The sequence below is a fragment of the Halospeciosus flavus genome (genome assembly GCF_029814175.1).
Taxonomy (GTDB): Archaea; Halobacteriota; Halobacteria; order Halobacteriales; family Halobacteriaceae; genus Halospeciosus; species Halospeciosus flavus.
Genome location: NZ_CP122312.1, coordinates 817,547 through 835,835 on the forward strand (window position 1 = coordinate 817,547; position 18,289 = coordinate 835,835).

At 65.1% G+C, this 18,289-nt stretch carries 21 protein-coding genes and 1 tRNA gene; 11 read left to right on the plus strand and 11 right to left on the minus strand.

What is annotated here, in order from left to right:
• Positions 1-189: 189 nt before the first annotated feature.
• Together P0Y33_RS04145 and P0Y33_RS04150 are read right to left on the minus strand one after the other, a co-directional pair.
• A tRNA-Thr gene (locus tag P0Y33_RS04145) sits at positions 190-262 on the minus strand.
• 59 nt (positions 263-321) lie between these two features.
• On the minus strand, positions 322-1,386 hold the full coding sequence (locus P0Y33_RS04150) for a class I SAM-dependent methyltransferase (RefSeq protein ID WP_279529291.1): 1,065 nt from the start codon (positions 1,384-1,386) through the stop codon (positions 322-324).
• 81 nt (positions 1,387-1,467) lie between these two features.
• On the opposite strand from P0Y33_RS04150, the gene dph5 reads away from it, so the two are divergent.
• Entirely contained in the window at positions 1,468-2,262 is a 795-nt protein-coding gene (gene dph5, locus P0Y33_RS04155) for a diphthine synthase (RefSeq protein ID WP_279529292.1), read from the plus strand.
• 144 nt (positions 2,263-2,406) lie between these two features.
• Here dph5 and P0Y33_RS04160 read toward each other — a convergent pair whose 3' ends face one another.
• From P0Y33_RS04160 to P0Y33_RS04180, 5 genes are all read right to left on the minus strand, one after another.
• Positions 2,407-3,159, minus strand: coding sequence for a DUF2267 domain-containing protein (locus tag P0Y33_RS04160; protein WP_279529293.1), 753 nt, complete (start codon positions 3,157-3,159; stop codon positions 2,407-2,409).
• Positions 3,160-3,343: 184 nt separating this feature from the next.
• A complete protein-coding gene (locus P0Y33_RS04165; protein WP_279529294.1) occupies positions 3,344-4,123 on the minus strand; it encodes a DUF2267 domain-containing protein in 780 nt (259 codons plus the stop codon).
• A 177-nt stretch (positions 4,124-4,300) separates the two neighbouring features.
• Positions 4,301-5,089: a VOC family protein gene (locus P0Y33_RS04170; protein ID WP_279529295.1), complete on the minus strand. Its 789-nt coding sequence runs from the start codon at positions 5,087-5,089 to the stop codon at positions 4,301-4,303.
• A gap of 59 nt (positions 5,090-5,148) precedes the next feature.
• On the minus strand, positions 5,149-5,604 hold the full coding sequence (locus P0Y33_RS04175) for a hypothetical protein (protein ID WP_279529296.1): 456 nt from the start codon (positions 5,602-5,604) through the stop codon (positions 5,149-5,151).
• 32 nt (positions 5,605-5,636) lie between these two features.
• The gene (locus P0Y33_RS04180) at positions 5,637-6,749 is read right to left on the minus strand and encodes an OBG GTPase family GTP-binding protein (RefSeq protein ID WP_279529297.1); all 1,113 of its coding nucleotides are present in this window, start codon (positions 6,747-6,749) and stop codon (positions 5,637-5,639) included.
• Positions 6,750-6,926: 177 nt separating this feature from the next.
• Between P0Y33_RS04180 and P0Y33_RS04185 the strand changes: the two genes are divergently transcribed.
• From P0Y33_RS04185 to P0Y33_RS04230, 10 genes are all read left to right on the plus strand, one after another.
• Positions 6,927-7,127, plus strand: a complete 201-nt coding sequence (locus P0Y33_RS04185) for a VNG_1110C family protein (RefSeq protein WP_279529298.1) — start codon at positions 6,927-6,929, stop codon at positions 7,125-7,127.
• A gap of 48 nt (positions 7,128-7,175) precedes the next feature.
• On the plus strand, positions 7,176-7,652 hold the full coding sequence (locus tag P0Y33_RS04190) for a 50S ribosomal protein L11 (RefSeq protein WP_279529299.1): 477 nt from the start codon (positions 7,176-7,178) through the stop codon (positions 7,650-7,652).
• A 273-nt stretch (positions 7,653-7,925) separates the two neighbouring features.
• Complete coding sequence (locus P0Y33_RS04195) at positions 7,926-8,561, plus strand: 50S ribosomal protein L1 (RefSeq protein WP_279529300.1); 636 nt, start codon at positions 7,926-7,928, stop codon at positions 8,559-8,561.
• On the plus strand, positions 8,562-9,593 hold the full coding sequence (locus P0Y33_RS04200; protein ID WP_279529301.1) for a 50S ribosomal protein L10: 1,032 nt from the start codon (positions 8,562-8,564) through the stop codon (positions 9,591-9,593). It abuts the gene before it with no gap.
• A 30-nt stretch (positions 9,594-9,623) separates the two neighbouring features.
• Positions 9,624-9,968, plus strand: a complete 345-nt coding sequence (gene rpl12p, locus P0Y33_RS04205) for a 50S ribosomal protein P1 (RefSeq protein WP_279529302.1) — start codon at positions 9,624-9,626, stop codon at positions 9,966-9,968.
• A gap of 175 nt (positions 9,969-10,143) precedes the next feature.
• Positions 10,144-11,190, plus strand: coding sequence for a tripartite tricarboxylate transporter permease (locus P0Y33_RS04210; RefSeq protein ID WP_279529303.1), 1,047 nt, complete (start codon positions 10,144-10,146; stop codon positions 11,188-11,190).
• A 32-nt stretch (positions 11,191-11,222) separates the two neighbouring features.
• Positions 11,223-11,672, plus strand: a complete 450-nt coding sequence (locus P0Y33_RS04215) for a hypothetical protein (protein WP_279529304.1) — start codon at positions 11,223-11,225, stop codon at positions 11,670-11,672.
• A complete protein-coding gene (locus P0Y33_RS04220; RefSeq protein ID WP_279529305.1) occupies positions 11,669-12,673 on the plus strand; it encodes a tyrosine-type recombinase/integrase in 1,005 nt (334 codons plus the stop codon). The genes P0Y33_RS04215 and P0Y33_RS04220 overlap by 4 nt, the downstream gene beginning before the upstream one ends.
• A gap of 985 nt (positions 12,674-13,658) precedes the next feature.
• Positions 13,659-14,111 (plus strand): hypothetical protein, encoded by a 453-nt coding sequence (locus P0Y33_RS04225; protein WP_279529306.1) that lies wholly within the window; start codon positions 13,659-13,661, stop codon positions 14,109-14,111.
• 328 nt (positions 14,112-14,439) lie between these two features.
• Positions 14,440-14,811 carry a tripartite tricarboxylate transporter permease gene (locus tag P0Y33_RS04230; protein ID WP_279530088.1) on the plus strand — a complete coding sequence of 124 codons (372 nt, stop codon included), beginning with the start codon at positions 14,440-14,442 and terminating at the stop codon, positions 14,809-14,811.
• An 8-nt stretch (positions 14,812-14,819) separates the two neighbouring features.
• On the opposite strand, the gene corA is transcribed toward P0Y33_RS04230, so the two are convergent.
• The 4 genes from corA to cysS are packed head-to-tail and all read right to left on the minus strand — an operon-like array spanning position 14,820 to position 18,249.
• Positions 14,820-15,842 (minus strand): magnesium/cobalt transporter CorA, encoded by a 1,023-nt coding sequence (gene corA, locus P0Y33_RS04235; protein WP_382216930.1) that lies wholly within the window; start codon positions 15,840-15,842, stop codon positions 14,820-14,822.
• Positions 15,839-16,006, minus strand: a complete 168-nt coding sequence (locus P0Y33_RS04240; protein ID WP_279529307.1) for a hypothetical protein — start codon at positions 16,004-16,006, stop codon at positions 15,839-15,841. The genes corA and P0Y33_RS04240 overlap by 4 nt, the downstream gene beginning before the upstream one ends.
• A 42-nt stretch (positions 16,007-16,048) precedes the next feature.
• The gene (locus P0Y33_RS04245; RefSeq protein WP_279529308.1) at positions 16,049-16,708 is read right to left on the minus strand and encodes a DUF6517 family protein; all 660 of its coding nucleotides are present in this window, start codon (positions 16,706-16,708) and stop codon (positions 16,049-16,051) included.
• A gap of 53 nt (positions 16,709-16,761) precedes the next feature.
• Positions 16,762-18,249, minus strand: coding sequence for a cysteine--tRNA ligase (cysS, locus tag P0Y33_RS04250; protein ID WP_279529309.1), 1,488 nt, complete (start codon positions 18,247-18,249; stop codon positions 16,762-16,764).
• Between the last annotated feature and the right edge of the window lie 40 nt (positions 18,250-18,289).

The window sequence follows — 18,289 nt, forward strand, 5'->3', positions numbered from 1 at the left end:
GACTTATGAAAGCAAGACGTTACGGTGAGCGAGGCACGCGGTCACTAGCGGCGGAGTCACGACTCGTTCAGTTACGACGTACCCGAGAAAGCAAGCCAGTGGAGGGATTTGTAACCACGGTCGGAGCAATGCTCCTCCCTGCTTCAAGCCCCTCAACAGCGTTCACTGCTCACGTCGTCCGCAGTAGAAAGCCGGTGGAGGGATTTGAACCCTCGGCCTATTCCTTACGAAGGAATCGCTCTGCCAGCTGAGCTACACCGGCGAGGTGTACCGTCTAACTTCACTTATTCGTAGCCGGATGACGGAAATAAGGCTTCCGTTTCAGGTCCGGATCAGACGGACGTCGAGGACCACGTTCAGTTCGTGGGGAGCGTACGACCGGACGGTGTGTTCGGTCTCGACGACGACGTCGTACTCGTCGCCGGCGGCGGCCTCGATGGACTCGATGCCGGGACCGAACGGGTCCTCCTCGTGCTGGATGTCGTAGTAGTGGAGCACACACTCGTCGCCGGCGAAGGCGACGGCGGTGTCGAGGAACTCGTCGGCGCTGTGCGGGAGGTTCATCACGAGTCGGTCGGCCCAGTCGGTGTAGTCGTCGGTCAACTCCCGGACGTCGCCGGCGGCGGCGGTGATACAGCCGGTCGTCTCGTCCTGGCCCTCGTCTCCGTTCTCGTCAGCTTCGGCCGCCGACTCGGGCCACGCCTCGCCGACGCGGCAGGCGGGGACGCCGTTGCGCTCGGCGTTCCGCAGGAGGTAGTCGATGGCCACTTCGTTGATGTCCGCGGCCACCACCTCGGCGCCGCGGTCGGCCATCGGGACGGCGTAGGGGCCGACGCCCGCGAACATGTCGAGGGCGTGTTCTCCCGCCTCGACCTGCTCGACGACGCGGTTGCGCTCGGTGGCGAGGCGCGGCGAGAAGTACACCTCCGCGATGTCGAGTTCGAACTCGTAGCCGTACTCGCGGTGGATGGTCACGGTGCCGTCGCCCGCGAGGACGTCCCAGTCGCGCACGCGCGTCTCCCCTTTCACCTTCGAGGCGCGGTTGACCACCGTCTCCGCGCGGATGGCCGACTCCATCACCGCGTCGGCGATCTCCTCGGCCCGCGTGCGGTCGTCCTCGTCGACGATGACGATGTCGCCGAGGCGCTCGTAGGAGGGGTCGAACCCGAGGATGTCCGCGGGCATCGTCTGCGTCTCGCGCTCGGCGACGTCCCGTTCCACGACGTCAAGGTCGTCCGGGACGGCGTCGGCGTCGACGACGGGGAGGTAAAGCCACCCCTCCTCGCCCTCGATCCGGAGCGACTGGTCGAGCAGGTCGTCCTCGGCGAGGCGGGTACGGGTGTCCTCGCCCTCCGAGACTGGGACGCGGACGCAGGGCGCTCGCATACCCGGAATTCGCCGCGCGTCCGGTTTACCGTTTCCGTTCCGCACCGCGGCGCTTAACCGCCGGCCGTCCTCACCTCCGGTATGCTCAGCTTCGTCGGTCTCGGTCTCTACGACGAGCACTCGATTACCGTCGAGGGCGCCGAGACGCTCCAGTCGGTCGACCGCGCGTTCGCCGAGTTCTACACCTCCCACCTCGTCGGCGCCGACGTCGAGGACGTCGAGGAGTACCACGGCATCGACATCGAGGTCCGCGACCGCCCGGGCGTCGAACAGCACCCCGAACCGATTCTCGACGCCGCCGAGGAGGGTCACGTCGCCTTCCTCACCGCGGGCGACACGATGATCTCGACCACGCACGTCGACCTCCGCCTGCGCGCCCACGAGCGCGGTGTCGACACCGAGGTGATTCACGCGCCCACCGCCGAGTCCGCGGCCTCCTCGCTCACTGGCCTCCAGAACTACCGCTTCGGGAAGGCGACGACGCTCCCCTTCGGGTGGGCGCACGGCGCCGAAGGCGTCCCGCAGAGCGTCGTCGACACGGTCGAGGACAACCGTGAGCGCGGACTCCACACGCTCTGCTACCTCGACATCAAGGTCGACCACCCGGCCACCGAGGAGGACGAGTACATGACCGCCGACCACGCCGCCGGCCTGCTCGCGGCCCACTGGGACCCCGACGCGCTCGGCGTCGTCGTCGCCCGCGCGGGGAGCCCCGACCCCGTCGTCGCGGCCGACCGCCTCTCCGCACTCGCTGAGCGGGACTTCGGCGATCCACTCCACCTGCTCGTAATTCCGGGCGACCTCCACCACGTCGAGACCGACGCCCTCCGCGGTCTCGCGGGCGCGCCCGACGAACTCCTCCCGAGCGAGGACTGAGTCGTCTCTTTATAAGCCCCGTTCGAGTATATAAAGAGAGGACGGTTCGTTCCTCCCGCAAGCCCGTTACTCGCGTGTCGTGCCTCCCCGCTCGCCTTCCCGAGATTCTCGACGGCTCACGGTGTTCGCCGTCTCCGAATCTCGTTACTCCTCGAACAGCGGATCGTACGTCTCGGGGAGCTGAGCGCGCATCTGCTCGAACTCGGACTCGCCGACGGTCTCCGCGAGCACGTCCGTCACCGCTTCGAGGTGCTGAATCGCGCGGGTCCGCGAGACGCTCTCCTCGTCGGCGACGTGGGCGACGAGTTCGTCGAAGTCGTAGTCGAGGGCGCGCGCCGGTTCGTCCGGAACGAACCACTCGGCGGCCTCGTCGGGGAGGTGTTCGGCGACGTCCTCGGCCTCACCCTTGGAGACGCGCTCGCCGAGCACCTGGAGCGTCGCGCGACTCGCCCGCCGAGCGGTCGCCCGGTCGAGGTCGCCGCGGGACTCGACGGCCTCAACGAAGGAGAGCGCGCCGAGCGCCTCGCCCGGTGCGAAGATAGCCTCGTACTCCGGGGGGAGTTGGGCGTAGGCGTCTTCGACCTCGTCGACGCCCGCGACGTCCGAGAGTGCCGCGACGACGGCCTGCGAGCGCTGCTCGGCCTCCGACTCGCTCACGTCGAGGCGCTCGGCGACGTGGTCGAGGAACTCCTCCAGCGAGTACGGTTCGGCCCGCGCCCGCTCGGTGTCGAGGAGTACCCGTCGGAACTGCTCGGGGAGTTGGTTACCGAGGTCGGCCGCTTCGCCGTGCGAGATACTCTCCGAGAGGGTCCGGAGCACGGCTTCGGCGGTCTCCTCGGCTTCGGAGTCCGATTCGAGTCCTGCGCGTCGCTCGACGATGTCGACGAATGCGGCCATGGGGGATTACCTCGTCCGGAACGTCGAAGAGCGCCCTGTTGAATCTGGGGGCCAGATGAGGACAGAAACGTCGACCGATTCGGTGATTGACGTCGAAAAACGGTGAGAACGGCGTCGTAGGTCGCTGTTGCCCTCGGCTACGCCGCGGACTCGAAGACGCCACGGAACGGAGTTCCGTGAACCATTAGCTCGCTTCCGCTTCGCCGAAGAACTCCTCGTACTCGGGCGGTAACTCCGCGGTCGCCCGCTCCAGTTCGTCCTCGGGGACGACCTCGGCGAGCGTCCAGAGGACGGCCCGGGCGTACTCGTTGGCCGTCTCCTTGTCGACGTCCGCGAGGTCACCGACGCGGTCGAGGAACTCGACGGGGCCGTAGTCCTGCTCCGCGGCGGGGTCGTCGACGACGAGCGCGTCTTGCAGGTCCGCGGGGAGGAAGCGTGCGAGGTCCTCGGCTTCGCCCTTCGCGAGGCGCTCGCCGAAGGCTTCGAGGACGGCCGCGGAGACGTCGCGGGCCTCGGGGTCGGAGTCGAGACCGAGGCGCTCGCGCACCTCGGCGGCGAACGGTTCGCGTCGGACGGTTCCCGGCGGCTCGAACACCTCGTCGTAGCCCGGCGGGAGCTGTTCGCGGGCGTTGGCGACTTCGTCCTCGCCGGCCGTCTCGGTGACGGCGACGCCGATGGCCTGGGCCTTCTCGGGGGTCGCCTCCCGGTCGAGACCGGCCCGCTCGGCGACCGTATCGTAGAACTCGTCGAGGTCCGGCGACTCGGGCACCTCCGCTTCGGTCGCCCCCTCCAGGAGCGCCTCGGAGGCGTCCGCGGGGAGCGTCTCCGCGAGGTCCTCGGCCTCACCACGGGAGATGCCCTCGCCGAGCGTCTTCAGAACTGCCCGCTCCGTCTGTTCGACCTGTTCGTCTGATTCGAACGCGTCGTTGAGCCGTGCGAGCTCGTAGAACTTCTGGGTCGGCATTGGGGGATCCTCCGTAGCGGGACGTCGAACGGAGACGGTTTGAGTCTGGTGTCCGATTCGCGCGCCGGCGTCGGCTACGGCCCCCGTGCTCGGTGGACTCGCACGAGCGCGAGCGCGGAGAAGGAGAAGAGACGTCGACGCTCCACCGGTCGCGTGGACGCGTAGTCGGGTGGCCGATCAGGCGTGGTCGACCGGGGAGTCCTCGGGGTTCAGCACCTCGATCTCGTGGCCGTCGGGGGTCTTCGTGAACGCGTAGTTGTAGTCGCAGGACTCGGGGTCGCGGTAGTCCTCGGCCTCGCGTGTCAGCAGCGTCTCCCAGTCGTCGACGAGGTCGTCCGTTCGGACGGCGAGGTGGCCCCAGGCGTCGCCGAACTCGTAGCTACGTCCGTCGTAGTTGTAGGTGAGCTCGACGGCCATCGCTTCCTCCGCCGCGCCCTCGGGCTTCATGAAGTAGTTCGCGAACGTGTCGGCCTCCCAGCGCCCGGTGTGTTCGTACTCGAACTTCCGGGTCCAGTAGCCGAGGTGCTCGTCGGCGTCCTCGACGCGGACCATCGTGTGGTCGATGCTCCACTTCGCACCGTGGTCGCGCTCGACGACTTCGACCTCGTGGCCGTCGGGGTCCTTCACGAAGGCGTAGGAGCCACCACAGGACTCGGGGTCGCGGTAGTCCTCGACGCCCTCGTCCATCAGTTCCTCGTAGGCGTCGAAGACGTCCTCGACGCGGACGGCGATGTGGCCGAAGGCGTCGCCGACCTCGACCTCCTCGGCGCCGTGGTTGTAGGTGAGTTCGAGGAGCGCACCCTGCTCGTGGACGTCCTCCGGACCGAGGTAGACGATGGTGAAGTCCTCGGCCTCCCAGCGCCCGTGCTCGACGTAGTCGAGGTAGGTCTGGTACCAGTCCATCGACTCTTCCAGGTCCGAGACGCGGACCATCGTGTGGTCCAGAACGAAGTTCGGTTCCGACATGTGCGAGCGGACGAACGGCGTGTCGAAAAACGTACCGGAGGCGGTGCGTCTCGCAGCGATTAGCCGTCGTCGGTCGCGAGCGTCCAGTACTCGTACGCGGCCGCGGGCCACAGCGTGCAGAGGCCGAGCGGGAGGACCGTGATACCGCGCTGTCCGCTCAAGGTGAGGGTGAACCAGAGGACGTTCACGCCCGCGAGGAAGAGGAGGCCGGCCGTGACCCGGCGGTCGCCGCGCCACCACTGGTCGAGTGCGGCCGACCCGAGTGCGAGCACGTAGAGTGCCGAGGCGAACCCCCACGCCTCGACGAAGGCGGTGCTGATTCGTGGGGCGAGGAGGATAGACGGGAGTGCGGTGAACCCCGAGAGTGCGCGGTGGGTCCACCCGAACGAGAAGACGAGGTAGAACCCCTCGGCCCAGACGACGGCGGCCCAGGGGAAGAGGCCGGCCAGGGAGAGGGCGACCGCGCGTCGGCGGACGCGGGTGACGGAGGAGAGTGCGGACGCGGGTCGGGACATGCCCGCAGGTGACCCGGCGAACGGGTTAAGGGTTACTTCCGAGCGACGATGCGGAGGACGTCCTCGTCTCTCAGTTCGTGGTCGCGGCCGACCTGCTGTTCGTCGTGTTTCGCAGAGGGACCGGAGACACGAGCGAAGCGGAAGCGCTCCTCGAACGACCCGCCGAGTTTGTGGAGAGCGTCGTCGACGGTCGATCCCTCGCGGAGCATCAGCGGTTCCTCGTAGTCGACACCGCGGCCCGGTTTGTCCATGTAGATGCGGATGAGGTCAAGTTCCTCCCAGAGTCGCTCTTTGAACGCGTCGAGGCCCTTCTCCTTCTCGGCGCTGATGAAGACGGCCTCCTCGGGGTCGATGTCGCGCTCGGCGAGTTCTGCTTTGACGGTCTCGGCGTAGTCCGGTTCGATGAGGTCGACCTTGTTGACGGCGACCATCGAGGGGAGGTAGACGCGGTTGTCCATCACGCCGTCGACGAGGCGGTCGATGTCCGGGTCGCCGCGGATGGCGACGTCAGCGTTGACGAACCCGCGTTCGCGGAGGACCTGCTTGATGGTGTCCTCGTCGAGCGAGAGGTCCTTCCCGGCGTTGACGTCGATACCGCCCTGGCCCTTCCGGGTGACGCGCACCACGGGTGGCTCCTCGTCGAGGCGGATCTTCGTGTTGTAGAGTTCCTCGGAGAGGCGGTCGTACTGCTCGATCTCGAACGCGGAGAGGACGAAGACCACGAGGTCGGCCGAGCGGACGACGGAGAGGACTTCCTTCCCGCCACCGCGGCCGCCGGCGGCGCCCTCGATAAGTCCGGGGACGTCGAGGATCTGGATGTCGGCGCCTTTGTAGTCGAGCATCCCGGGATTCACGTCGAGGGTCGTGAACTCGTAGGAGCCGACCTCGCTGTCGGCGTTGGTGAGCGCGTTGATGAGTGTCGACTTCCCGACGCTGGGGAACCCGACGAGGGCGACGGTGGCGTCGCCGTGCTGCTCGACGGCGTACCCGCCGGGACCGCCGGACCCCGACTGTTGAGTCTCGAGTTTCTCCTTCTTCTCGGCCAACTTCGCCTTCAGCCGTCCGATGTGTCCCTCCGTCGACTTGTTGTACGGCGTGTTGGCGATTTCCTCTTCGATTTCCTCGATCTCCTCCTCCAGTCCCATTAGCCAATAGTTGGCTACTGATGCCGAAAAGCCCTTCGAGCGACGGGTGTACACGCTCCACACGCTCGGGCGTCACGTGCGCGCGTTTCGACAACGCTGAGTGCTCGGCCGCCGCCGAGCGACCGATGCGAGTGGCTTTCGACACGTTGATGCCCGGTTACCGAGGAAATCGAGTCGATGGCCGACGCCTCGACGTTCCGCGACAGCACGCAGATCGTCCTCCCGCGTCCGGAACTCGAGGGACTCTGTGAGGAACTCGACCAGCAGTTCACCGTCACACTCTTCGAAGAGGACGGCTACGTCCGCATCATCGGGAGTCCGGTCGTCATCAAGGACGTCGGAAACTTCCTCGCTCGACAGGGCGTCAGTCTGCCCTGAGCGAGCGCTTTCCTAACTCTTAAATTCGCGGCACGGCTTCCAACGAGTATGGCTGAAACTATCGAAGTGCTGGTCCCCGGTGGCCAGGCCGATCCCGGCCCGCCGCTCGGACCGGAACTCGGCCCGACGCCGGTCGACGTCCAGGCTGTCGTACAGGAGATCAACGAGCAGACGGCGGCCTTCGACGGGACCGAGGTCCCGGTCACCGTCGAGTACGAGGAGGACGGTTCCTTCTCCATCGGAGTCGGTGTCCCGCCGACGGCGGAACTCATCAAGGACGAGGCCGGCTTCGAGACCGGGTCCGGCGAACCCAACGAGGAGTTCGTCGCGGACCTCGACGTCGAGCAGCTCAAGTCCATCGCCGAGCAGAAGAAGCCCGACCTCCTGGCCTACGACACGAAGCAGGCCGCCAAGGAAGTCGCCGGTACCTGCGTCTCGCTCGGTGTCACCATCGAGGGTGAGGACGCACGGACCTTCGACGACCGCGCGGACGCCGGCGACTACGACGACGTCCTCGAAGCGTAAGCGAGCGGGCTCGAAGCCGACGCGTACGCGTCGAAGCAAATCCGGCCCACACCGGGGCCGTTCGTTTTCCCGTTTTTCACGCCGCCACAGCGGTGGCTCCGTCGACGCCCAGCGACGCCGTCGAGCGGACGACGACCGCGTGTACGACCCGCACGCGGCCGTCGGCGGTTCGACGCTTTTATCAACGCCATGCCCTTCGTTCGAAGTGAGACAGGCGTAGCCTGTTTCACTGACCCGTAGAAGCGCTCCCGCGTGTACTACGGAGGTGAAAAAATGGCAGATAACATCGAAGAGGCAGTCTCTCGCGCACTCGACGAGGCACCCGAGCGGAACTTCCGTGAGACGGTGGACCTCGCCATCAACCTGCGCGACCTAGATCTCAACGACCCGTCGCAACGTGTCGACGAGTCCGTCGTGCTGCCGTCTGGCACCGGCCAGGAGACCCAGATCGTCGTTTTCGCCGAAGGCGAGACGGCGGTTCGAGCCGAAGAAGTCGCCGACGAAGTTCTCGACTCCGACGACCTCGAGGACCTCGGTGACAACACCGACGAGGCCAAAGACCTCGCCGGTGAAACCGACTTCTTCATCGCCGAAGCCGACATGATGCAGGACATCGGTCGGTACCTCGGTACTGTGCTCGGTCCCCGTGGCAAGATGCCGACGCCGCTGCAGCCCGACGACGACGTCGTCGAAACTGTAAACCGAATGAAGAACACGGTGCAGCTCCGTTCCCGCGACCGCCGCACGTTCCACACGCGCGTCGGCGCCGAGGACATGGAACCGGACGCGATCGCCGACAACATCGACGTGATCGTCCGTCGACTGCACTCGTCCCTCGAGAAGGGCCCACTCAACGTCGACTCCATCTACGTGAAGACGACGATGGGTCCCGCCGTGGAGGTGGCCTAAATGTCCGCAGAAGAGCGCACCACCGAGACCATCCCCCAGTGGAAACAAGAGGAAGTCGACGCACTCGTCGAGGTCATCGAGTCCTACGACAGCGTCGGCATCGTGAAGGTCACGGGCATCCCGAGCCGACAGCTCCAGGAGATGCGCCGTGAGCTCTACGGCACCGCGGAACTCCGCATCAGCCGGAACACGCTCCTCTCCCGCGCACTGGACGAGGTCGACGAAGGCGTCGAGCAGCTCAACGACTACGTCGCCGGTGAGGTCGGTCTCATCGCGACCGACGACAACCCGTTCGGGCTCTACAAGGAGCTCGAGGCGTCCAAGACCCCCGCGCCCATCAACGCGGGCGAGGTCGCCCCGAACGACATCGTCATCCCCGAAGGCGACACGGGCATCGACCCGGGTCCCTTCGTCGGTGAGCTCCAGCAGATCGGCGCGAACGCGCGCATCCAGGAAGGCTCCATCAAGGTCCTCGAAGACTCCGTCGTCGTCGAGGAGGGTGACGTCGTCTCCAGCGACGTCGCCAACGTCCTGAGCGAACTCGGCATCGAGCCGAAGGAGGTCGGTCTCGACCTGCGTGCCGTCTTCTCCGACGGCGTGCTCTTCGAGTCCGACGAACTCGCCATCGACGTCGAGGAGTACCGCGCGGACATCCAGTCCGCCGCGGCTGGCGCGTTCAACCTCTCGGTCAACGCCGTCATCCCCAACGCTCAGTCCCTGCCCGCCCTCGTCTCGAAGGCGTCCGGCGAGGCAAAGAGCGTCGGGCCCCAGGCAGCCATCGAGAGCCCCGACCTGATGGACGACCTCGTGAGCAAGGCCGACTCCCAGGTCCGCGCGATCGCCGCGCAGATCGAGGACGAGGAAGCCCTGCCCGAGGAACTCCGCGGCGTCGAGGCGCCCGCAGAGACTGCCGAGGAAACCGAAGAAGAAACGGAAGCCGAAGAAGAAGCCGAGGAAGAGGAAGAAGCCGCCGAGGAGGAAGAAGAGGAATCCTCCGGCGCGGAAGGTCTCGGCGACATGTTCGGCGACTAACTACCCACACCCCAACAACACCCTAGAACAATGGAATACGTCTACGCAGCACTCATCCTGAACGAGTCCGGCGAAGAGATCAACGAAGACAACGTCACCGCGGTTCTCGAGTCCGCTGGCGTCGACGTCGAGGAGTCCCGTGTCAAGGCCCTCGTCGCCGCGCTCGAGGACGTCGACATCGAGGAGGCCGTCGAGCAGGCGGCCGCCGCGCCCGCCGCTGCCGGCGCCGCCGCTGGCGGTGCCGCCGCTGGCGCCGAGGAAGCCGAAGAAGAGGAAGAAGCAGCCGAGGAAGAGGCTGCCGAGGAAGAAGAGGAAGCAGCCGAGGAAGAAGAGGAAGAAGCCTCCGGCGAAGGTCTCGGCGACCTCTTCGGCTGAATCCGGATTTCCACAACCCTCCGTTCTTTCTTTCGGACGTCACGCCGCGTAGCGACGCGTGGCGGTGTAGCTGTGCGCCCGCGTAGCCGTCGTAGCGTTGCGTAGCGACGACGACGGACGACACCATCGGCCGCCGCCGAGCGTTCAAGTACGATGACGGGACCAGAGAGTGTCCATGACGTGGACCATCGAGGGCGTCCGCCTGCTCGTCGCCCCGGACCTCTCGCTCGCGGCGCTCGCCTTCGTCGGCGCGGGAATCTGCCTCGGCGTCGTCTCCGGGTTGACGCCCGGCCTCCACGTCAACACGCTCGCGCTCCTCGTGGCCGCGTCGGTTCCGTTGCTCCCGGCCGGGACCGACCCGACGCTGGTCGGCGCCGCTATCCTCGCCGCGGGCGTCGTCCACTCGTTTCTCGACGTCGTCCCCGCGCTCGCCGTCGGCGTCCCCGATGCCGCGATGGCCGTCACGACCCTCCCCGGCCACCGACTCGTCCTCGCGGGACGGGGCCGGGAGGCCCACCGCCTCTCCGCCGTCGGGAGCGGCGTCGCGTCGCTGGCCGCACTCCTGCTCGGGTGGCCCGTGACCGTCGCGATGCGCCGGGTCGTCCCCTTCCTCGACGCCCACCTCCCGGTCGTCCTCGCCGTCGTCGCCTGCGCGCTCGTCGCGGGCGAACCGACGACGAAGCGGCGGGTCGGTGCCGTCCTCGCACTCGCGGCGAGCGGCGCCGTCGGTGCGCTCGTCCTCGACGCACGACTGTCGGCCCCGCTCGGCGACGGCGACGTCCTCCTCCCGGTCTTCTCCGGACTGTTCGGACTCCCCGTGTTGCTCGCCGCGCTCCGTGGGCAGGGTGTTCCGCCGCAGGGCAGTCCCGAGATACCCGTCCCGAAGTCACTCGTGGGCGTCGCCGCCGTCGCGGGCACCGTCTCGGGCGCACTCGTTAGCTACGTCTCCGGGGTGTCGAGCGCCGTCGCGGCGACGCTCTCGATCTCCGTGCTGCCCTCGGCCGACGCACCGGACCGGGCGTTCCTCGTCGCGACCAGCGGCGTCAACACGGCCAACACCATCCTCGCTCTATGGCTGTTACAACAGTGTAAACACTTTTCCGACTGGCGTCACGAGGGTGGAGTATGGGAGAACGACCGACCATTGCGTTTCGCGTCGATGAAGAGCAGAAAGAGGAATGGGCGGAGTATGCCGATGAACACGACGAGTACGACAGTCTGAGTCATTTCATTCGGGTGGCGGTGGCACACGAGATGAGCGATGCCTACGGCCCGCAAGGTGGGGGTGGTGGCGGTGCGAGCGACGTCGAGGGTGCAAACGTCGGTGAGCTGGTGACCAAGGTCGAAAAGATGGAGGGCGAGCTATCCGACCTTGCTCAGTCTGTCGAGAGTGCGACGCGGGCGATGCACAGTGGGGGTGGCGTCTCGGAGGACACCCTCTCGGCCGTGTGGGAGGCACTTCCCAAGGGACCAGATAGAGCGACCACGGCTGAAGGAGTGGCAGAGGGCTTAGACGTCGACGTGAGCACCGTCCGTCTCGCCCTTGAGCAACTCCACGAGACGACGAGCACCGTTCGGAAACGGGAGGCACAAGAGGTGGAGGGTGAGGTAACTATCACCGACGAGCGTGGCCGTGAGCTTGGTCACGGTGGGTCTGAGGGTGTCGTTCGTCGCAACCCCCTCTGGTACAAGGTGGAGAAATGAGCAGCAAGGTCGACCGTGCCATTGAGGCACACCATAGCTACAAAGAACGAGGGTCCAAGAATACGGCCCGCGAGTATCGGCGTCACATTCGACAGTTTCGCGACTACCTTCGGGGTGACGTCGATGGTGTCGAGAGTGGTTGCGACGCCGACCCCTTCGACTGTCACGCGGGCCACGTCGAAGACTTCTACCAGTGGATGCTTGATGAGGGATATGCACCCTCCTCGGTGCGTGTCGCTCACGCGGCCCTCGGTGACTTCTACGAGCAAGTCGAGACGTACGGGGACGATGGGCGTCGGGGTTTCCCCACGGTCGTCGTCGACGTCGACCCTACGGAGAACGCCACGCCCGAACGCCTCGACGGGATGCACTCGTCGTCGAAGAAGGACGTCGAGGGCGGTGATAAGCCGCTCACGCGAGACGAGGTGAGTGAGTTAGTCGACAACGTCCCCGCCCCCACGATTCGCAACGAGCTAATCGTCCGTCTGCTCTATCAGACGGGGATGCGTCGCTCGGAGTTGGTTCGTGTCAAACTCGACCATATCGACCGTGAGAACCGTCGAATAACGGTGTATGGCAAGAAGACAGACGAGTCACGGACAGTCTGGTACCAGTCGTCTCTTGACTGGCACCTCACGCAGTGGATTGAGTCTGAGCGGGATGCGGTGTTCAATGCGGCCGAGTCTGATTACCTCTTCCCGACGCGACGAGACGAGATGATGAGCGAGCAGACGGTGACGGATGTTGTTACGGAGGCTGCGGAGAACGCCGACCTACAGGAGACGATATATCAGAATCGGGCGGGCCAGTCGGTTCGACGCGTCGGTGCTCATACGCTCCGCAAGTCCTTCGGCGTCCACTTCATCAACAGTGGCGGTGACATTAGCTTCTTGATGGAATTGCTCGGCCACGAGAATATTGAGACAACCAAGGAGAATTACCTCAAGTATTCCGAGAAGGACTTGCGCGAATCTGTCGCTCGTCACGGCCCATCGGTCTAACTCTCTATCTTACTCTCTCGTTGGCTCTGCAATCTTCTTCTAAGGCGTCTCACATTCGACGTGTGCCGCTCAATTAATTTCCGAGTAGTCTGGGGCATAGAAATATACGAGCCTCGTGTGACGCGTCTCAGACGGCTTAGAAAATATCACATATCTCACGGCAATCTGGCCCGTCGGCACACCAATATTGTGGGGCCGCCACGCCCGTCGAGGCGGTCGACGTCCGTCCGCGTCTCTATGCGCGTCGCGTATGCTGCGGATGCGGGCGCACACCCGCGTAGGGTCCGGTAGAAAGGACGTATAGTATGGCTACGGGCGTAGAACTACCACACGTCGGTTAATATAACAGCCCCACAACGACGCTGTATCTAATAACGCCCATTAATATACCGCACCATTTGATTGCGCACACGCGTGTAGCGACCGCGGCGTCGGGGGCGGCGGAAAATATCAATTTTCAGATATTCTTCCCTTGGTCGGCCGATGGGCGTCGAAAGCGGCTATATGCCCCTATTCGGCGATTTTGCCCCATCGGCGTCGAGAGCGGCCATATGCCCGTATATCCCCTATTCGGCAATTCTGTGGTCGGGGGCGGCTAACTGATATTTGGACACAAACTTGCATAAATTGCTTACACACACGCGCAAAACACGGCCGTTCGTGCATATATTCAACTATCTGGGGTATTTAAATGGATTTCGCACAGGCATATCGCCCCATTGAGACGCGCAACTCGGGTGGGTGACGTCCAACACTACGTGAGACGGATTCGACGCAGATAGCCGCTCACGGCCGTCTCTTTTTGCCGTACTCAAAACGCCGTAGCTGTCGCTCCGCGGTTTTTGAAGTGGAGAAAACGGAGAAGGAAGAGGGTCTGACAAGACGCTCAATATCGGAGACAGGCATCTCGCCCGCCTCACGTACAACGTAGTGTCAAGTTAAGCGGGCGAAATGCTTACTCGCCCACACGAACTGTTTTTGCTCGATGGAGGAACCTGATTGGGCAAAGGTTGTTCGTGTGCTTTATCACGAGGCTCCAAATTCCCCCGAAGAAGAGATTGATGATGACCATCCGTTCGTTACGGAGACTGACTTGTGCGTAGAGACTGCGGAAAGAGCGGCAGAGGCGTTAGTCGACTGGGATTTGGCATCTTTCGTGGGGATAGAGCAAGGTGAATATAAGGGACCTGGTGATGGATTTGAGCAAGGAAAGATGGGGTATAAGCTCACCTCACAAGGGTTTGAGGTGGCTCACCAGCGTGAATTAGCGCGTCGTGACCACGGTATCAATAAATCGCTCGTATTTCTTACATTTGTATTAGCTGTTGCACAAGTAGTAGGTGTCGTCCCGCTATCAGACCTTATGACTGCACTATCTGGACTTATACTTCTTGTCGTAATGCTGATTGTAATCTGGTATGAGGATATGCTCAAGTAAGTTCATCCCTCAGTCAGAGACACAGAATTGGTTCCTAAAAGCGGGGGTGGCGGGCGGCTGATATACTGTGTCGACAGGGGTGACACGCGTCTCGCATCTCAATCCACCCCTTACCTACGTGTGTGGCGGCCGCTCGTGAGTGTAATCTTGATGGGGTGGGTCGATGCGCTTTCTGCTCGCGCCCTCACCAAAACGGTCGGGATGGTGGGTGTGCGGAGCGGTCGGGAGGCACCCCAGTCGGGATGCTGTTGCGGTCGGCTGTCCTTTCCCTCCCGCCCTCGCGGTGGCTGTGTGTTAACAGTGTCACCACAGCCAGATTGAGAACACCATCTTCGCGCTCTACGCCCTCGTCGCCTTCCGCGAGGCGCACACAGGCGTTCTGGTCGCGCTGAACCGCGCCGGCTCGCCGCTCGACCTCCCGCTCCTCCTCACGAGCGTCGCGGTGGCCGCGGCCGTCGGGTTCGTCCTGGTTCCACTCGTCGGTGACCACTTCCTCCGGGTCGTCGGCCGAATCGACAACCGACGGCTGTGCGTCGGCGTCGCGTTCCTCGTCACGGCGCTCTCGTGGCTCCTGGCGGGGTGGTTCGGCGTCGTCGTCCTCGTCGGGTGTGCGCTCGTCGGTCTCGTCCCGCTCGCCTTCGGGAGCCAGCGCGTCCACCTCATGGGCGTGCTGTTCGTCCCGCTGGCGCTCGGACTCTGACTTCGCCCTCAGAGCCACCCCTCCCGGCGGAAGTGCCACGCCATCACCGCGGCGATCCCGGCCATCCCGAGCATCGCGGCGGGGTAGCCGAACGCCCACCCGAGTTCGGGCATGTTGTACGCCGACCCCTCGAAGTTCATCCCGTAGATGCCGGCGACGAAGGTGAGCGGGAGGACGATGGTCGCGACGACGGTCAGCGTCTTCATCACCTCGTTCGTCGACGCCGAGAGGGAGTTGAGGTAGATGTCGCGGGCGCCGGCCACCAAATCGCGGTAGGTCTCGACGAGGTCGACCTGCTGGACGAGGTGGTCGTAGACGTCGCGGTAGTACTTCTCGGTCTCCTCGGCGACCTCCTCGGGGTCGCCGCGGGCGAAGAGACCGACGGCGTCGCGGGTCGGCCAGAGGAGTTTCCGCATCGAGAGGAGTTCCCGGCGGGCGCTGTTGAGTTCCTCCAGGAGTTCGACGTCGGTCGACTCGATGACCTCCTCCTCGATGTACTCGATGCGGTCCTCGACGTCGTCGAGGGCGGTGAAGTAGTCGTCGACGAGGACGTCGAGGACGCGGTAGGCCGAGAAGTCGGGGCCGCGCTTGAGCAGTCGACCCTCCTCGTGTTGGACCTCGGTCCACGTCCGCTCGACGGCCTCGACGGGTTCGAGGGTGTAGGTGACCAGCCAGTCCGTCCCGAGGAACAACCCCACGGGCCGCTCCTCGACCTCCTTCTCGAAGGTGGTCTCGCCGCTCCGGAGGCGGGCCGCCTTCACGAGCAGGAAGGTGTGGTCCTCGAACTCCTCGACCTTCGGGCGGACGGCGTGCTGGACGTCCTCGACGGAGAGGGAGTGGAGGTCGCACGCGTCGCGGACGGCGTCGATTTCGCCACTCGTGGGGTCGCTGACCCGGATCCACGTCGTCCCGTTCGCCCGCTTGGCCGCGGCGAGTTCGTCGCCGAGCGATCGGGTGTCCGGGGCGGTCTCGTCTGTGACGTCGTAGATTCGTGTGCCCGAGTCGGTGTAGACGACGGCGTCGACGCTCACGCGTTCTCACCCTCGTGGTGGGTCCCGACGACCGCGAGCGTGACGCCGACCATCAGCGCGGTGACCGAGAACGCCCGGCCGGGGTACGGGACGAAGACGCCCACGGCGTACCCGAGGAGACCGAGCGCGGTGAGAGAGAGTCCGGCGCCGAAGACCGCGTTCATGTCGGCGGGTCGGCGGCCGGGTAGAAAAGTGTAGCTCTCCGGTTAGCTACTGCTGCTGTTGGTCGCGTGCTGGGCGCCCTCCAGCAGGCGGAGAATCTTCTGCTGTTCGTCGATGTTCTGCGGGTGGACCGCGACGGCGACGACGTAGTCGTCACCGTGCTCGACCTTCGTCACGTGGACGTAGACGTCGACCGACTGGCCGTTCTTGAACGTGGCCTTCGCCGAGAACTTCCCGACGTCCGTCTCCTTGCCGAGCATGGTGGCGCTGTAGTTGCCCACCTGCTGGACGTCCTTCAGGCCCTTGTACTGCTGCTGGACGAGTTGGACGAGTTCCTCGTTGTTGTAGTCGGCGACGGGGTTGAACGGACCCTGGCCCGCGACCGTCACCTTCGGCGTCGAGAAGAGGACGAAGACGGCCGCCTCTCGCTCACCGAGGACGGGGACGCTGACGGTCCGGTGGTACTGGGCGACCCAGTTCGTCACCTTCACCGTCTTCGTCTGGCCCGCCGCGGAGAACTTCCGTTCGATGACCGACTGACTGACGTTCTCTTCCTCGTAGTTCGTCTGCTGGAGTGCCTGCTGGCTCTCGGTTGCCTTGTTCGCCTCGAACGTGATGGGTCCGCTCAGGAAGCCCATGCACCCGCTGGTCGCGACGAGGAGGACCAGCGCGACGACTGCGGCACTACGTCTACGTCGCTCCATGTCCCGGCAGTCTGTCCGACGGAAAATAAAGCATGCGGCCCTCGCTCGACGTGTCAGTAGCGGAACGTGGGGCCTTCGTCGGTGTCCTGGACCTCGACGCCGAGGGCTTCGAGGCGGTCGCGCAGTTCGTCGGCGCGCTCGTAGTTCCCCGCCTCGCGTTCCTCCTCGCGGACGTCGAGGACGAGTTCGATGACGTCGTCGGCGATGGTGGCCTCGCCCTCGGTCTCGCCCGCGAAGGAGAAACCGAGGACGTCCTCGCCGAACTCCTCGAACGTCTCGATGCTCTCACGGAGCGCCTGGTAGTCGTACTCGTCGTGCTCGTCGACGTGCTTGTTCACCGCGGAGACGAGGGTGAACAGCGCGCGAATCGCCTCGCGGGTGTTGAAATCCTCGTCCATCGCGGCGACGAACCCCTCGCGAACTTCGTCGAGTTCCGCGCGGAGGGCTTCGTCCTCGACTTTCGTGTAGGCGTCGGGGCTGTCGGCGGCGTCGACGGCCGTCTCGTACCCGCGTCGGAGTCGGTCCCAGCGTTCGACGGCCTCCTCGATGGCCGCCTCCGAGTAGGTCTGCCGGGAGTTGTACTTCCCGCCGAGGAGGAACGTCCGCACCTCGTTGGTGCCGAAGCGCTCGACGGCCTCGGGGACGGTGACGAAGTTCCCGAGACTGGAGGACATCTTCTCCTCGTCCATCTCGAAGAGCGCGCAGTGGAGCCAGTAACGCGCGAACGTCTGGCCCGTGGCGGCCTCGCTCTGGGCGATCTCGTTCTCGTGGTGGGGGAAGACGAGGTCGCGACCCCCGACGTGGATGTCGAGGGTCTCGCCGAGGTGGGTCATACTCATCGCCGAGCATTCGATGTGCCACCCGGGTCGCCCCTCGCCCCACGGCGAGTCCCAGGTCTGTCCCTCGGGCGGGTGTTCGGCGTCGGGGTGAGGGTGGTCCTCGCTGCGGTGTTCGCGGACCGCCTCGGGGTCGACGCCGCCGGCCTTCCAGAGTGCGAAGTCCGCCGGGTGGCGCTTCTCCGACAACTCCGCCTCTTGGCCCTGTTCTTCGATGTCTTCGAGGCGCTGGTTCGAGAGTTTGCCGTACTCCTCGAAGGTGGTGACGTCGAAGTAGACCGACCCGCCCGACTCGTAGGCGTAGCCCTCCTCGACGAGCGTCTCCACGAGGTCGACGATCTCGGGGACGTGCTCCGAGACGCGGGGGTAGACCTCCGCGCGCTTCAGGTTCAGCGAGCGCATCGACCCGAGAATCTCGTCGACGTAGTGGTGGGCCACCGCCTCTTCGGAGTCGCCGAGGTCCGACCCGGCACGGGCGACGATCTTCTCGTTCACGTCGGTGAAGTTCTCGACGTGCCGGACGTCGTAGCCGTGCCACTCTAGCCAGCGGTGCATCACGTCGACGTGGACCCACGAGCGGGCGTGTCCGAGGTGGGGCGGGTCCGAGGTCGTGAGACCACAGTAGTAGAGGAGAACGTCGTCGGGGTCCTGTGGCTCGAACTCCTCGGTCTCACCCGTCAGCGTGTTCGTCACGCGGAGCGTCATTAGTCGAGCGTAGGAATGGGGTCGGGTTATAACCCGTGGT

What these genes read in the sequence shown, in the direction of transcription:
- P0Y33_RS04195 (WP_279529300.1), top strand. Translation starts at nt 7,926, where the DNA reads ATGGCAGATAACATCGAAGAGGCAGTCTCTCGCGCACTCGACGAGGCA.
- P0Y33_RS04225 (WP_279529306.1), top strand. Translation starts at nt 13,659, where the DNA reads ATGGAGGAACCTGATTGGGCAAAGGTTGTTCGTGTGCTTTATCACGAG.
- P0Y33_RS04200 (WP_279529301.1), top strand. Translation starts at nt 8,562, where the DNA reads ATGTCCGCAGAAGAGCGCACCACCGAGACCATCCCCCAGTGGAAACAA.
- P0Y33_RS04160 (WP_279529293.1), bottom strand. Translation starts at nt 3,159, where the DNA reads ATGGCCGCATTCGTCGACATCGTCGAGCGACGCGCAGGACTCGAATCG.
- P0Y33_RS04240 (WP_279529307.1), bottom strand. Translation starts at nt 16,006, where the DNA reads ATGAACGCGGTCTTCGGCGCCGGACTCTCTCTCACCGCGCTCGGTCTC.
- P0Y33_RS04245 (WP_279529308.1), bottom strand. Translation starts at nt 16,708, where the DNA reads ATGGAGCGACGTAGACGTAGTGCCGCAGTCGTCGCGCTGGTCCTCCTC.
- P0Y33_RS04185 (WP_279529298.1), top strand. Translation starts at nt 6,927, where the DNA reads ATGGCCGACGCCTCGACGTTCCGCGACAGCACGCAGATCGTCCTCCCG.
- P0Y33_RS04210 (WP_279529303.1), top strand. Translation starts at nt 10,144, where the DNA reads ATGACGTGGACCATCGAGGGCGTCCGCCTGCTCGTCGCCCCGGACCTC.
- P0Y33_RS04165 (WP_279529294.1), bottom strand. Translation starts at nt 4,123, where the DNA reads ATGCCGACCCAGAAGTTCTACGAGCTCGCACGGCTCAACGACGCGTTC.
- P0Y33_RS04180 (WP_279529297.1), bottom strand. Translation starts at nt 6,749, where the DNA reads ATGGGACTGGAGGAGGAGATCGAGGAAATCGAAGAGGAAATCGCCAAC.
- P0Y33_RS04190 (WP_279529299.1), top strand. Translation starts at nt 7,176, where the DNA reads ATGGCTGAAACTATCGAAGTGCTGGTCCCCGGTGGCCAGGCCGATCCC.
- P0Y33_RS04215 (WP_279529304.1), top strand. Translation starts at nt 11,223, where the DNA reads ATGAGCGATGCCTACGGCCCGCAAGGTGGGGGTGGTGGCGGTGCGAGC.
- rpl12p (WP_279529302.1), top strand. Translation starts at nt 9,624, where the DNA reads ATGGAATACGTCTACGCAGCACTCATCCTGAACGAGTCCGGCGAAGAG.
- P0Y33_RS04175 (WP_279529296.1), bottom strand. Translation starts at nt 5,604, where the DNA reads ATGTCCCGACCCGCGTCCGCACTCTCCTCCGTCACCCGCGTCCGCCGA.
- dph5 (WP_279529292.1), top strand. Translation starts at nt 1,468, where the DNA reads ATGCTCAGCTTCGTCGGTCTCGGTCTCTACGACGAGCACTCGATTACC.
- cysS (WP_279529309.1), bottom strand. Translation starts at nt 18,249, where the DNA reads ATGACGCTCCGCGTGACGAACACGCTGACGGGTGAGACCGAGGAGTTC.
- P0Y33_RS04170 (WP_279529295.1), bottom strand. Translation starts at nt 5,089, where the DNA reads ATGTCGGAACCGAACTTCGTTCTGGACCACACGATGGTCCGCGTCTCG.
- P0Y33_RS04220 (WP_279529305.1), top strand. Translation starts at nt 11,669, where the DNA reads ATGAGCAGCAAGGTCGACCGTGCCATTGAGGCACACCATAGCTACAAA.
- P0Y33_RS04150 (WP_279529291.1), bottom strand. Translation starts at nt 1,386, where the DNA reads ATGCGAGCGCCCTGCGTCCGCGTCCCAGTCTCGGAGGGCGAGGACACC.